The organism is Burkholderia sp. Ac-20349, from assembly GCF_017104865.1.
Taxonomy (GTDB): Bacteria; Pseudomonadota; Gammaproteobacteria; order Burkholderiales; family Burkholderiaceae; genus Burkholderia; species Burkholderia aenigmatica.
In genome coordinates, this window is sequence record NZ_JAAGPM010000013.1 from 47405 (window position 1) to 60805 (window position 13401).

General features: G+C 69.5%; 9 protein-coding genes. All 9 read right to left on the minus strand.

Annotated features, from left to right (window positions below; all coding sequences use genetic code 11):
• Nucleotides 1–76 precede the first annotated feature (76 nt).
• Nucleotides 77–1171: a 3-deoxy-7-phosphoheptulonate synthase gene (locus G3N61_RS07155; RefSeq protein ID WP_205821959.1), complete on the minus strand. Its 1095-nt coding sequence runs from the start codon at nt 1169–1171 to the stop codon at nt 77–79.
• 28 nt (nt 1172–1199) lie between these two features.
• On the minus strand, nt 1200–1994 hold the full coding sequence (locus G3N61_RS07160; protein ID WP_205821960.1) for a 2,3-dihydro-2,3-dihydroxybenzoate dehydrogenase: 795 nt from the start codon (nt 1992–1994) through the stop codon (nt 1200–1202).
• Nucleotides 1991–5899 carry an amino acid adenylation domain-containing protein gene (locus G3N61_RS07165; protein ID WP_241017623.1) on the minus strand — a complete coding sequence of 1303 codons (3909 nt, stop codon included), beginning with the start codon at nt 5897–5899 and terminating at the stop codon, nt 1991–1993. Before G3N61_RS07165 ends, G3N61_RS07160 begins: the two co-directional genes overlap by 4 nt.
• 66 nt (nt 5900–5965) lie before the next feature.
• Entirely contained in the window at nt 5966–6289 is a 324-nt protein-coding gene (locus tag G3N61_RS07170) for a DUF2218 domain-containing protein (RefSeq protein ID WP_205821962.1), read from the minus strand.
• Entirely contained in the window at nt 6286–7161 is an 876-nt protein-coding gene (locus G3N61_RS07175; RefSeq protein WP_205821963.1) for an isochorismatase family protein, read from the minus strand. The genes G3N61_RS07170 and G3N61_RS07175 overlap by 4 nt, the downstream gene beginning before the upstream one ends.
• Nucleotides 7162–7224: 63 nt before the next feature.
• Nucleotides 7225–8841: a (2,3-dihydroxybenzoyl)adenylate synthase gene (locus G3N61_RS07180; RefSeq protein ID WP_205821964.1), complete on the minus strand. Its 1617-nt coding sequence runs from the start codon at nt 8839–8841 to the stop codon at nt 7225–7227.
• On the minus strand, nt 8838–10022 hold the full coding sequence (locus tag G3N61_RS07185) for an isochorismate synthase (protein ID WP_205821965.1): 1185 nt from the start codon (nt 10020–10022) through the stop codon (nt 8838–8840). The genes G3N61_RS07180 and G3N61_RS07185 overlap by 4 nt, the downstream gene beginning before the upstream one ends.
• Before the next feature lie 52 nt (nt 10023–10074).
• Nucleotides 10075–12237, minus strand: a complete 2163-nt coding sequence (locus tag G3N61_RS07190; protein WP_205821966.1) for a TonB-dependent receptor — start codon at nt 12235–12237, stop codon at nt 10075–10077.
• Between the two features lie 116 nt (nt 12238–12353).
• Complete coding sequence (locus G3N61_RS07195) at nt 12354–13328, minus strand: helix-turn-helix transcriptional regulator (RefSeq protein WP_205821967.1); 975 nt, start codon at nt 13326–13328, stop codon at nt 12354–12356.
• Nucleotides 13329–13401 lie beyond the last annotated feature (73 nt).

Here is a 13401-nt window from a genome sequence, read left to right on the forward strand (position 1 = left end):
AGGGTGTCAGCGGAAGGGGTCGACATGATTCGTTCGTGTTGGAGAAATGAAGGAGGCCGGCCGGTGCCGGCCACGGTCAGCCCGCTCGCGCGAGCAGGCGGTTGCGTGCATGCAGCAACGCATCCGCGGTCGCGTCCCAGCCGATGCACGGATCGGTCACCGAGCAGCCGTAGCGCAGCGCGCCGCCGAGCGGCTGCGCGCCCGTCTCGATGAAGCTTTCGAGCATCACGCCGCGAATCGCGTCGTCGCCCGCGCGCATCTGCTCGACGACGTCGTCGAGCACGGCGAGTTGCCGCATCGCCTGCTTGCCGCAGTTCGCGTGCGAACAATCGATCAGCACGTTCGCCGGCAAGCGGCTGGCCCGCAACGCGTCTGCCGCGGCCGCGACGGATGCCGTGTCGTAGTTGGGTCCGTGCCGGCCGCCGCGCAGCACGAGATGCGCATGCGCATTGCCGGCGCTGTGCAGCAGCGCGGGACGGCCGGCCCCGTCGATCCCGATGAACGTGTGCGGTCGCATGCTGGCCAGCATCGCGTGAGCCGCGACGTCGATCTGGCCGTCCGTCCCGTTCTTGAAACCGACCGGCATCGGCAAACCCGAAGCCATCTCGCGATGGATCTGCGACTCGGTCGTGCGGGCGCCGACCGCCACCCAGCTCACCAGATCGCCCAGATAATGCGGCGTCATCACGTCGAGCGCTTCGGTCGCAGCCGGCAACCCGATCGCATTGATGTCGGCGAGCAGCTGCCGCGCGGTGCGCAGGCCGTCCTCGATGCGATGGCTGCCGTCGAGCCCCGGATCGTTGATCAGCCCTTTCCATCCGACCGTCGTGCGCGGCTTCTCGAAGTAGACGCGCATGACGACGCAGAACGTGTCCCGCACCGCATGCGCGAGCGTGGCGAGCCGCCGTGCGTAGTCGAGCGCGGCGTCGGGATCGTGGATCGAGCACGGGCCGACGACGACGATCCGGCGCGCATCGCGCCGCTCGAGGATCGCCCGCAACTGCGCGCGCCCCGCGTCGACGGTGGCCCGCGCGGCGAACGAGGCCGGCACGTCGCGGCACAGTGCGTCGGGTGACGGCAGCGGCGCGCCGACGCGCAGCCGCTCGTCATGACGCGGCTGCACGAATGCGCCCGCCGCGCCCTGTTCGGTAGTGGCAGTGAAGTGTTTCATGACGAGGGCTCCGGAAACCGTTCGCGCGTCATGCGCCGAGCGTCGCGCCGCCGTCCACGCACAGCGTGTGCAGCGTCACGTGACGCGACGCGTCGGACAGCAGGAACAGCACGGCTTCGGCGATATCGTCGGGAATCGCGATGCGGCCGAGCGGAATACCGTTCCGGTAGGTGTCGAGCGCCCCCGCGATGACGCCCGCCGGGCCTTCCGGGCCATGCCAGAGCTGACGCTGCATCGGCGAGTCGGTCGATCCCGGCGCGACGATGTTGCAGCGAATGCCGTCTCCGGCCAGTTCAAGGCCGAGGCAACGGGTGAACTGATGGGCTGCCGCCTTCGATGCTGCGTACGCCGCCATCTGCGTGCGCGGCACGAGCGCCGCATTCGATCCGACGGTCACGATGGCGCCCGCCCGGCGCGCGACCATCAGCGGCGCGACCGCGCGCGACAGATGAAACACGCCGTCGGCATTGACCGCGAAGCAGTGCGCCCAGTCATCGTCCGTCAGCGACGCCGCGCTTGAAAGCCGCAGCACGCCGGCAACGTTGGCGAGCATGCCGATCGGGCCGACAGATGATTCCACCCGTTCGACGGCCGCCTGCACCGCACGCGCGTCGGCGACGTCGACCGCGAACGCGTGCACGCGCCCGGGCATCGGCGGGTGGTCGGCGATCGTACGCGCCAGCGCGTCGCCGTCCATGTCGAAGGCGGCCACGTCCACGCCGTGCGTGGCAAGCGCGCGCACGACCGCGGCGCCGATGCCGCGCGCCGCACCGGTCACGACGGCGATACCTGCCGGGAAAGTCAGGTTCGGATTGCTGTTCATCGATTCGAATTCCGTGATTGAAGATCCGGGCCCGCCGTTGCGGCGAGCCGTTCGGTGAGGACGGCGCCGATCGCCGCCATCGGTTCGGGGTCCGACATGCCGTCGTGCGAGCAGTCGAGCGCATGGCAGGTCAGCGTCCCCGCAGGCCGATGCGCATGCCAGCGCTCGGGCGTCGGCATGCCCTGCCGCTTGCGGGTCGCGTTGAAGAGCAGCAGTTCGCCGTCGTAGCGCGGCGTCGATGCCGCGCGAAACAGGCGCATCTGCCGCAGCGTCGCCGCGACGAACGCATCGAGGCCGGCGCCGCCGAGCGCCGCAAACGGGCTGTTCGCACGCAGCAGGCGTTGTCGCAGCACGGTGTCGGACAGGTCGGCCGTATCGAAGTCGCCATTGACGGTCAGCAGGATCCGCAGCGCGTCGCCGCAGGTCGGCATCGGCTGCGCCGTCCATGCCGACGACGGATAGCTGTCCATCAGCGCGAGCGTACCGACCGCGTCGCCGTCGCACGCCAGCGCCGCCGCGACGCCATACGCCAGCGCGCCGCCAAGCGACCAGCCCAGCAGGTGATACGGCCCGTCGGGCTGCAATGCCCGTACGCGCCGCACATAGGTTTGCACCAGTGCGTCGAAATCGGCTGCATCGCGCGTGTCGTCGACCGAAAGCTGCAACCCGTCGATCGTCGCGTCGGGCAGATAGGCGGCCAGCCGCAGGTAACTCCACGCGAGGCCATCGGCCGGATGGATGCAGATGAGCCGCGGCGCGGCACCCGAGCCCGACTGGATCGCCAGGTGCGGCGCGAACGCGTTGCGCTCGGTGCGCGGCCGGTACGCCAGCGGCGTGCGCAATGCGGCTGTCAGCATCGCGATCGTCGGATGCCGGAACAGCATCGAGACGGGCACGTCGCGCCCGAGTTCCGCCGCGAGCCTCGCGCTCGCCTGCATCGCCTGCAGCGACTTGCCGCCGATGTCGAAGAAATTGCTGCCCGGCGTCAGCGCGACATCGCCGAGCACGTTCCGCCACACGGCCATCACCTGCCGCTCCAGCGCACCGGCGCGCGGATCGTCGGCCGCCTCGTCGCGCCGCGCATCGGCGCGCTGCAGCGCGTTGCGATCGATCTTGCCGTTCGCGTTGCGCGGCAGCCGTTCGAGCACGTGCCAGCGGTCCGGAATCGCCGCCGCCGGCAACCGCTGCGCCAGTTGCATGCGCAACGCGGCCGGCTCGGCCGACCCGGCGACGAACGCCGCGAGCGTCACCGTGCCGGCACCGCTGCGGGAAGCGACGACCGCCGCCTCGCGCACGTCCGGTTCGCGCAGCAGCGCGTCCTCGATCTCGCGCGGGTCGATGCGTACGCCGCTGATCTTCACTTCGTGATCGATCCGGCCTTCGAAATAGAGCCGGCCATCGCGCAGCGTCGCGAGATCGCCGGTGCGGTACGCACGCTGCCCGCCGCGCGGCAACGTGACGAAGCGTTCCGCCGTCAGCGCGGGGTTGCCCGCATACGCGAGCGCCAGCCCGTCGCCGCACAGCACCAGCTCGCCAGTGCATCCCGCGGCGACCGGGTACGCGCGCCCGTCGACGATGCACGCGTCGACACCCGCACGCGGCGTGCCGATCGGCACCGGCTCGCCCTCCTGCCAGACTGCCTGCGGGCCGCCGACGCATGCCGCGGTCGCGATGATCGTCGCCTCGGTCGGTCCGTAGGTATTGAGCAGCACCCGGTCCGGCAGGTGCGCGCGCCAGCGCCGGATCCGCTCCGGCAACGCGGCCTCGCCGCCGATGATCGTCAGGCGCACACGGTCGAGGCGCTGCGCATGGCGTGCGTCGAGCGCATGCGCGAGCACGTGCCAGTAGGCGGTCGGCAGGTCGAGCACGGTGATGCCGCGCCGCTCGACTTCCGCCGTGAACGTGTCGACCGAATCGAGCATCGCATCGTCCCGCAGCACGAGCGTCGCGCCATGGCACAGCGTGGCGAAGACTTCCTCGAAGCTCGCGTCGAAATGCAGCGGTGCGAACTGCAGCACGCGATCGCCCGGCCCGATGCAATACAGGTCGCGCGTGCTCGCGACGAACTGGCCGAGCGCGCCGCGCCCGGTCAGCACGCCGTTCGGGCGCCCGGTCGATCCCGACGTGTACAGCAGATACGCGGGCAGCGAATCCGGCACCGGTGCGTCGCCGGTCGGCGCATGCCGCGTCGCCGGCACGCGCGCCGCGTCGAGATCGAACACCGGACACGCGCCCGCACATGCGCGGTGCGCGCCGCGCGTGATGACGATCGCCGGCGACGCGTCCGCGAGCATCGCAGCCGTGCGTTGCGGCGGCCCGTCCGGGTCGAGCGGCACGATGACGGCGCCCAGCTTAAGCACGGCCAGCATGGCAGCGATCACGTCCGGCGCACGCGGCGCCGCGATCGCGACGCGCGTCTGCTGCGTCACGCCACGCCGAGCGAGCGCGTCCGCCAGCGCCGCGGCGTCGGCGAGCAACGTGCGATAGTCGACACGACGCTCCCCGGCTTCGATCGCCGTGTGCGCAGGCGCGTCGCGTGCCACGCGTTCGATCAGCGCGATCACGTCGTCGTGCGGCCCGGGGAGCGGCGCGCCACGCACGATCGACGGCGGCGGCATGTCGTCGAGCAGGCGCGCGACCGGTTCGTCGGCCGCGCACGCGGCGAACGTGTCGAGCCAGTCCACGAAGCTTTGCACGTACGCCGCCAGCGTGTCGGCGTCGTACGCATTCGGATTGGCCTCGAGCGTCAGATGCCACGCGCCGCCGCGCACGGCGAGCGTCACGTTCAGGTCCTTCACCGGCCCGCCGCTCACCGCGCGCGTATCGCTCGCCAGCCCGCGAAACGCGACCTGCCGCTCGAACGGCATCACGTTGACGGCCTGGTTGAACAGGAACACGTTGCGCTCGAGCAGGCCCAGATCGCCGCGAATCCAGCCGTACCGGTAAACCAGGTGCGGCCGGATCGCGCGCAGCTGATCCGAGCAGGCGCGCGCGAGATCGCGCGGCGAATGGCCTGCGTCGACATGCACGCGAAACGGCACGATATTCATCGCCATGCACGGCACGCCGAGCGCTGGCGTGCCGAGCCGGTTCATCACCGGCAACCCGAGCGTCAGGTCGCGCTGCCCACCCTGTCTTGCCAGCCAGATCCCGGTCGCGCACAGCAGCCACGCGTTCCAGTCGACGCCCGCATGCGCCGCCGCATCCCTGAGCCGCGCCAGCCGGGCGCCGTCGACCACGCGCGTGGCCCGCGACGCATCAGGCGCGACGTCCTGCTTCGGCGCGAGCTCGAGCGGCGCGGGCAGGTCGCTCAGGTATTTCTGCCAGAACACGCGATCGGCTTCGAAGCCGCCGTTCGCGCGATAACTCGCTTCGGCTTCGACCACGCGATCCACACGCCAGTCGGGCAACGTCGGCACGGGTGCCTTGCCGACACGCGCGTTGTAGCGTGCCGCGACGGCTTGCTGCAGGAGCCCGTAGCCGAAGCCGTCCAGCACGATGTGATGGACCTGCAGATACCACCAGTGCCGCGTCGGCGAGAGCCGCAACAGCGCCGTGCGATACAGCGGATCGGACGTGACATCGCAGCACACCGACAGCGAGGCCTTCATCCAGTCCCGCGCCGCCTGCTCGGGATCCGCCTGCATCGACAGGTCCACGAGCGGCAGCCGCGTGGCCGGCGCGCGGCGATACTGCCAGAGCGTATCGTCGGCCCACGCGAAACGCATGTGCAGCGCGTCGGCATGATCGAGCACCGCCTCGACGCTTCCGGTGAGCGCATCGCCGTCGAGCACGCCGTCAAGTTCGACGGTTTCGGCTGTCAGGTAGCCCGGATCGTCGGGATCCACCTGTTGCGCGACCCAGATTCCGTATTGCGCGGATGTCGCGCGTATCGGCCGTTCCATCGGTCGTTCTTCGAGTTGCATGAATGGAGATATCGCGAATAAGCGTTGAACCGGAAATGCACGCCGTCACTCGGCCTGCTGCCACGCAATCACGAGTTCGCGATTGCGGGACATCAGCACCAGGTGCTCGTCCATCACGTACTGGATCTGCGCGAGCTTGTCGGCCGTATCGGCTTCGCAGCGCATCCGCAACCGATCGTCGGTCCGCTGCATCCGGCAGGTGCCGTACGGGAAGTCGACGGTCGCACGGTGCGCGTCGAACACGACGGGCACCTTGATCGCGTAGTGCTTGCACAGCTTGAACAGCACGCGATCGGTCTGCGCCAGCGTGACTTCCGCCGTGCTGGCGAACGGTGCCGGACGGATGCCGGGCATGTCGTGCCCGGTCATGCGGGCACCTGCGCGGTGCGTTGCAGCAGGCGCGTCCACGCTTCCAGCGTCGGCTGTTCGGCGAGTTGCACGAACGTGACGTCGTGCCCGTCGGCCCGCCATTGCTCGACGAACGTCATCATGCGAATCGAATCGACGCCGCAATCGACGAGGTTGGCGTCCGCGCTCAGCGTCGCGGCCGGCATGCGCAGGCTTTCGGCGACCAGCCGCGCGACGTCGTCGAGGGTCGGCGTCGCGAGATCGTCATGGGTAGCACTGACGAGCGTGTCGACCGACACGACGCTGCCGCAGCGTCCCGCGACATACTCGAGCGCCATCCGGTGCTCGCGCTCCGAGAAATCCGCGAGCGCATCGCCGACGAAAAACGGCTTGACGTCGCGCATGAAGGCGTCGCACGCAGTCATCAGGCAGCCGATGTGCGCGTAGATCCCGCAGATCGCAAGCTGGTCGCGCCCCTGTGCGCGCAGCCGGGTATCGAGATCCGAGCGCCGGAATGCGCTGTAGCGCCATTTGTCGAGCACCGTGTCGCCGGGCGCCGGTGCGACGATCTCGCTGATCGCCGCGCGCGCCGGCTCCGCGGTCAGTCCCGGGCCCCACATGTCGGTCAGGAGCGCGCGATCCGCCGGCGCCTGGGTCGCCGGCTGCGCGGTGTAATAAACGGGCATCCCCGTCGCATGCGCGAAATCGATCAGGCGCCGCACGCCGGTCAGCAACGACGGCACCGGCGCCGCGCCGCGATCGTAGAAGTCGAGGAAATAGTCCTGCATGTCGTGCACGAGGAGCGCCGCGCGGCGCGGCTCGAATTGCCAGGTCACGCGGTTGGCCGGCAGGTCGGCCGGCATCGGATAGGAAGCGATTTTCGGAATGGCCATGTTGGAATGCGTCGTGAAGCGTCGTAACAATGAATGGATCGGGAATTGCCTCGGTACCGGACGTCAGGCAGACAGGTCGGCCAGGCAATCGGCGATGCGTTGCCGCAACGCCCGCTTGTCGATCTTGCCCACCGGGGTCTTCGGGAACGCGTCGACGAACTCGATCCGGTCCGGCACCTTGTAGGTCGCGACGCCCTGCTCGCGCACGAACCGCACGAGATCCGCCGCGCTCGGTGCCGTCGTACCGCGAATCACGTACGCGCAACTGCGCTCGCCGAGATACGGATCCGGCATCGGCACGAGTGCCGCGTCGGCAACCCCCGGATGCGCCAGCAGCAGGTGCTCGATCTCCTCCGCGGGAATCTTTTCGCCGCCCCGATTGATCTGGTCCTTCGCGCGCCCCTCGACGACGAGATAGCCGCCGTCGGTGATCCGCACGCGATCGCCGGTGCGATAGAAGCCGTCCGCGGTGAACGCGCGCGCGTTGTGCGCCGGCGCGTCGTAGTAGCCACGGATCGTGTACGGGCCACGCGTCAGCAGGTGACCGACTTCGCCCGGTACGACCGGCCGATCGTCGTCGTCGACCACGAGAATCTCGTCGTCCGGCGAGATCGGCCGCCCCTGGGTAGCGATCACGACGTCGCGCGGATCGCCCAGCCGCGTGTAGTTGACGAGCCCTTCCGCCATCCCGAATACCTGCTGGAGCTGCGCGCCGAAGCCGTCCGCCGCGCGCGCGGCCAGTGCCGGATCGAAGCGCGCCCCGCCGACCTGCATGAGTTCGAGACTCGCCGGCGCGCCGCCGCGCCGCGCCACGGCCGTCAGCCACACGAGCACGAGCGGCGGCACGAGCGCGACCACGGTCACGCATTCACGTTCGATCAGCTCGAATGCAACGTCGGGGCTGGCGCTGTCGCACAGCACGACCGTGCCGCCCGCGTCGAAGACGCCGAACGAGCCCGGCGAGCTGAGCGCGTAGTTGTGCGCGGCCGGCAGCGCGGCGAGATAGACGGTGCGTTCGCTCAGCCCGCAGATGCGCGCGCTCTCGCGCACGCTGTACAGATAATCGTCGTGCGTGCGCGGGATCAGCTTCGGCGTGCCCGTGCTGCCACCGGACAACTGCAGGAACGCCACCTCGTGCGCGAGCGGCCCGGGCGGCAATGCGGCGTCCGGCGCATCGGGCAGATCGAGTCCGGCGTTGCCCGGCGTCGTGAACAACACGTGCTTCAGCGTCGGCGCGTCGGCCTGCACGTCGCGCGCGAGCGACCGGTAGTCGAAACCATCGTGAGATTGCGCCGCGATGTAGGCGACCGCGCCCGCGTGCTGGCAGAAGAAACCGATCTCGCGACGCCGGTGCGCGGGCAATGCAAAGACCGGCAACGCGCCGATGCGGAACAGCGCGAACGTCGTCGCGAAGAAGGCCGCGCAGTTCGGCAATTGCAACACCACGCGATCGCCTGGCGCGATGCCCGCCGCACTCAGCGCGCGCGCAATGCGTTGCGCCTCGCGCGCAAGGGTCCGGTACGACCAGCGCAGGTCGCCCTGCACGAGCGCCGTCCGTTCGCCGAATTGCGCGACGCGCGCATCGAACCACCGGGCGAACGACTCGCCGCGCCAATAGCCCTTTTTCCGGTACGTGTCGGCCAGCGGGGCCGGCCACGGCGTGCCGTGCGCGATCGTCATGCCGCCTCCCGGGCGCCGCCCGATGCGGCGTCGTGGCGAATCCCCAGCGCATCCAGCATCGTCCTGAACTTGGCCGCCGTTTCGGCCCGCTCGCCGTCAGGCGTCGACTCGGCGACGACACCCGCTCCGGCATAGAGCCGCAGCGTGCGATCGAACGCCTGTGCGCAACGGATCGTCACGATCCATTCGCCATCGCCGCGCGCATCGACCCAGCCGAGCATCCCCGCGTAGAACCCCCGGTCGAACGGCTCGGCCGCGCGAATGCACGCGCGGGCCGCATCCCGCGGCGCACCGCAGACCGCCGGCGTCGGATGCAGCGCAAGCGCGAGCGTCAACGCGTCGGCATCCGTTTCGCCGCGCACTTCGGTGGACAGGTGCCACATCGTTTCGGTGTGCATCAGCGACGGGCGCGCCGGCACGTCGAGATGCCGGCAGTACGGCGCGAGGCTGTCGCGCACCGCCTCGACGACGACCCGGTGCTCGTCGAGATCCTTGGCCGAATCCAGCAGCGCCTCCGCGCGACGGCGGTCCTCGACGGGGTCGCGGCTGCGCGGCGCGGAGCCGGCCAGCGGATTCGCGCGCACGATGCCGCCGAAGCGGTTCACGAGCAGCTCCGGGCTCGCGCCGAGCAGCGTGCGCCCCTCGCCGAGATCGACCGAAAACGTATAGCCGTGCGGGTTGCGGGCCGCGAGACGCGCGACGAGCGGCGCGACCTCGACCGGCTGCTCGCCGTCGACTTCCAGCGTGCGCGCCAGCACGACCTTGTCGAGCTCGCCCGCGCGAATGCGCGCGACCGCGTGCGCCACTGCATCGGCATAGGCATCGGCCGCCGGCACCTCGCGCGTCGCATAGCGCAGTCCGGACGGTTCCGGCGCCCGCGGCACGCCGCGCGGCGCCGCACGCAACATCGTGTGCGCCACCCGTAGCGCGGCCGGCGCATCGGCGTCGAACGGCACGGCGCCGACCACCGCTGCGCCCGCATGCCCTTGCGCCTGCGCACGGCGCAGCGCCTCCGTCACGCGCGCGGCCAGCGGCGTATCCGCATGCGGAATCGCTTCCGCCGGATCGGCCGCGAGCAGCGTATGGGCCGGTGTCGCGAGAAACAGCGGCGCATCGGCGCGATACAGATCCCACATGTTTTGGGGTGCTAATAGATCGGCAGGACGGGATATTGCATTCATCGCATTCATCTCCAGATTGAAGGGCCGGCGCGGCGTCGCACCGGCCGTGTCGTCACATTTCGGCGGTGAGGCTCACCGCGACGCGGCGCCCCTGATCGACCAGCCAGTTGCCGTTCAGGCCGGTCGTGCGCGTGCGATCGTCGATCGGAACCATCTTGTTGGTCAGGTTCAGCACCGCGAAGTTGACGGAGAAACGCTTGTCGATCCGGTAGCGGCCGCCGAGATCGAAGGTCGTCGTCGACGGCCGTTCGCGGACACCCTGCGCGCCGTTGCGGAACGCCGCCCAGGACTCGCTGCCGATGTAGTTCGCCGTCGCGTACAGGTCGAGCTTGGCGGTCGGCGTCCAGTCGACCTGCACGTTGAATTTGTGCTTGGGCGTCTTGTCGAGCGGATAGCCGTCGAGCGAGCTGCCGTTGAACGCTTTCTCGCCGCTGCCTTCGCGACGCGACTGCGTCAGCGTGTAGGTGCCCGACACCTTCAGCGTGCGCATCACGCGCGTGCCCGCGCCAAGTTCGAGGCCGTACAGCTTGACCCGGTCGATGTTGTCGTACACGTAGATGTTGCGGCCCGGCGAACGCGGATCGGCCTTGCCCGTGTCGTAGCTGGCCACCTTGTTCTTGAACAGGTTGTTGAAGAGCGTCAGCCCCGCATACGTGTCGCCGAGGTCGTAGCGCACGCCGAGCTCCTCGGTCAGGCTCGTCTCGGGCTTGAGATCCGGATTGCCGCACAGCGTGCCGGGCATCGCCCCCGCCGCGCCGCCCGACGTCATGCAGTAGCCGCCCGTGCTCTGGCGCAACGACGGCGGCCGGAAGCCCGTCGACACGCCGCCACGCACCGTCCACGCCTGGCTGAGCTGGTAGACGCCGTAGATGCGCGGGCTCACGTGGCTGCCGTAGCGATCGTCGTGATCGAGCCGCACGCCGGTCGTCAGCGTGAACCGGTCGTTGAAGAAGTAGTCGTTCTCGCCGAACAGCGCCCACGCATTACGCCGGATCCGGTCCGAGTTCGCCGCATGGCCCTGCGGCACCGCATCCTGGCGCGCCACGCCCGACAGCGTCGACCAGATATGCTGGCCACCGACCGTCAGGATGTTGCGCTCGCCCCACCACGGCACCTCGGCCTTGCCTTCGAGGATCGTGTCGGTCAGCGCGGGCCGGATCGCGTCGCGGCCGGTGGGCGTCCACTGGTCCTGCACGCCGCGCTCGCCATAGAGCGACAGCGTCGTGTTGCCGAAACCCCAGCGACCGTCGTGCGTGATGCCCCAGTAGTCGCGCACGTGACGCGTCTCGGTCAGCGCCGTCGCGGCGGTGCGTGGCGTGAGCGGCGCCGCGCTCTTGCCCGGCGTGCTCAGGTAGGTGAGTTGCTCGCGCCCGATGTTCACGCTCACGTCCTGGTTGCGCGTAGGCTTCGCCGCCAGCTTCACGTCGAAGCTGCCGATCCGCTGCCCGTTCGCGCCGCCCGTGCCGCTTTTCGCGTAGAAGATGTCGTCCTCGCCGCGATGCAGGAGTCGGCCGGACGCCTGCAGCCCGAGCACGTCGGATTTCAGCGGGCCGCCGAGCCAGAAGTCGACGCTCTGCGTATCGCCCTGGTTCGATTCGAGCTGCCACACGCTGCCGGCCGTGATCGTGCCGCCCCAGCGCTTCGGCACCTTGCGCGTGATCACGTTGATCACGCCGCCCATCGCATCGGCACCGTACAGCGACGACATCGGCCCGCGCACGACCTCGATCCGCTCGATCGCGGACAGCGGCGGCATCAGGTTCGACTGCACGCCCGAGCTGCCGCGATTCATCGTTTCACGTGTGTTCTGGCGACGGCCGTCGACCAGCAGCAACGTGTATTCGCCGGGCATCCCGCGGATCGAGATGTCCTGGTCGTTCGGCGAAGCGCCGACGACGCTCACGCCCTCGACGTTGTTGACGATCTCGGCAACCGACGTATAAGGCTTCGCCTCGATGTCGTCGCGGGTGATCACGGAGATGCTCGCGGGCGCTTCACGGATCGCCTGCTCGCGACGGCTGGCCGTCACGACGACCGCCTTCAACGTGGCCGGATCCGGCGGGTCGCCGGCAACCGCCTGAACCGGGACGGCAGGTGCGCCGGCGGGCCCGGCGGGCTGATCAGGCGTCTGCGCCCACGCGCTCGACACGCCCATCAGGTACAGGCCGGCAACGACGACCGGCTTCAATGCAAAGTGTGCAGCTTGACTCGACATGGTGGCGCTTTCGATGTTTCATGATGTGATTGATTCTCATTTGCATTATGAAACATGTAATACGCTGAAATCTTTGCGTAAGCTACAAACTCGTTTGAGTCACGACGGCGGCCTCGTCAGCGATGGTCGCTGCGGCGCGCGAGCGTCGGCGTGACGCCGAAGCGGCGCTTGTAGGCCGTCGCGAAATTCGCGGCGCTCGTATAGCCGGCCAGCGCCGCAGCCTGCTTGACGCTCACCGCGTCGCGCTCGAGTGCGAGCCGCGCGCGCTGCAGGTGATGTTCGCGGATGAAGTCGAATACCGTCGTGCCGTAGGCTGACCGGAACTGCCGCTGCATCGCGTTCGTGCTCATGCCGGCATGGCGCGCGATATCGTCGAGCGACAAGTCCTGCGCCGCATCGCTCGCCAGGAACGCGCGCAATTCCGCCATCCGGCGGTAGTCGCGCGATCCGAGCGCCGCATCCTGCGCCGGTGCGGCGTCCACCGCCTCCGCCTCGAGCGGCGCGAACGCCTCGGCCAGCAATTCCAGCACGCGACTTTCGAGATAGATCGCCTGCAGCATCGGCTGATAGGTCGGCGGCCGCACGATCTGCTCGGCCAGTGCCGTCGCACGCGGCGTCGGCTGCCAGAAGCGGATCGCCAGGTGCGCGGACAGCATCGCATCCAGCCGCTCCGGCAGCATGCCGCGGCTCGCAGCCTGCAGATGCCCGAGCCACTCGCCCGACATCGCGAGACTGAGCCGCCGTGCATAGCCACCCTTGCTGAGCCGCCGGCGGAACGTATCCGGCTGCACCGCGTTGAGCAGGAACGACTGCATCCGCACCGCGGGCCGCGGCACCGGGGCCCGGCTCGCGCGGTGCGCATCCGTCGTCAGCACCACGCGCCGGTCGCCGTACGACACGTCGAGCGCGCCCTCGAGCAGCAGCACGAGATGCAGGCCCGGCGTGCACTGCCCCGACATCACCGCGTCGAATTCGTCGGTTGCGTCGTCCGCGTGGATGCGCAGGCCCGGTCGCACCTCGCGGATTCGTGCGACGTGCGCGTCGTGGCGGTGGCCGTCGGATTGGAAAGCAGCTGCAGTCTGCGCTGTCATGTCTTGATACCCCGTTGCGTGTGTCGGGCGCCATGGGCCCGCACAAACTATTTCGTCGTTGGAACAAACAGAC

Excerpts from the sequence above, each read along its gene's own strand:
- G3N61_RS07155 (WP_205821959.1), bottom strand. The coding sequence starts at position 1,171 with ATGAAACACTTCACTGCCACTACCGAACAGGGCGCGGCGGGCGCATTC.
- G3N61_RS07160 (WP_205821960.1), bottom strand. The coding sequence starts at position 1,994 with ATGAACAGCAATCCGAACCTGACTTTCCCGGCAGGTATCGCCGTCGTG.
- G3N61_RS07165 (WP_241017623.1), bottom strand. The coding sequence starts at position 5,899 with ATGGAACGGCCGATACGCGCGACATCCGCGCAATACGGAATCTGGGTC.
- G3N61_RS07170 (WP_205821962.1), bottom strand. The coding sequence starts at position 6,289 with ATGACCGGGCACGACATGCCCGGCATCCGTCCGGCACCGTTCGCCAGC.
- G3N61_RS07175 (WP_205821963.1), bottom strand. The coding sequence starts at position 7,161 with ATGGCCATTCCGAAAATCGCTTCCTATCCGATGCCGGCCGACCTGCCG.
- G3N61_RS07180 (WP_205821964.1), bottom strand. The coding sequence starts at position 8,841 with ATGACGATCGCGCACGGCACGCCGTGGCCGGCCCCGCTGGCCGACACG.
- G3N61_RS07185 (WP_205821965.1), bottom strand. The coding sequence starts at position 10,022 with ATGAATGCAATATCCCGTCCTGCCGATCTATTAGCACCCCAAAACATG.
- G3N61_RS07190 (WP_205821966.1), bottom strand. The coding sequence starts at position 12,237 with ATGTCGAGTCAAGCTGCACACTTTGCATTGAAGCCGGTCGTCGTTGCC.
- G3N61_RS07195 (WP_205821967.1), bottom strand. The coding sequence starts at position 13,328 with ATGACAGCGCAGACTGCAGCTGCTTTCCAATCCGACGGCCACCGCCAC.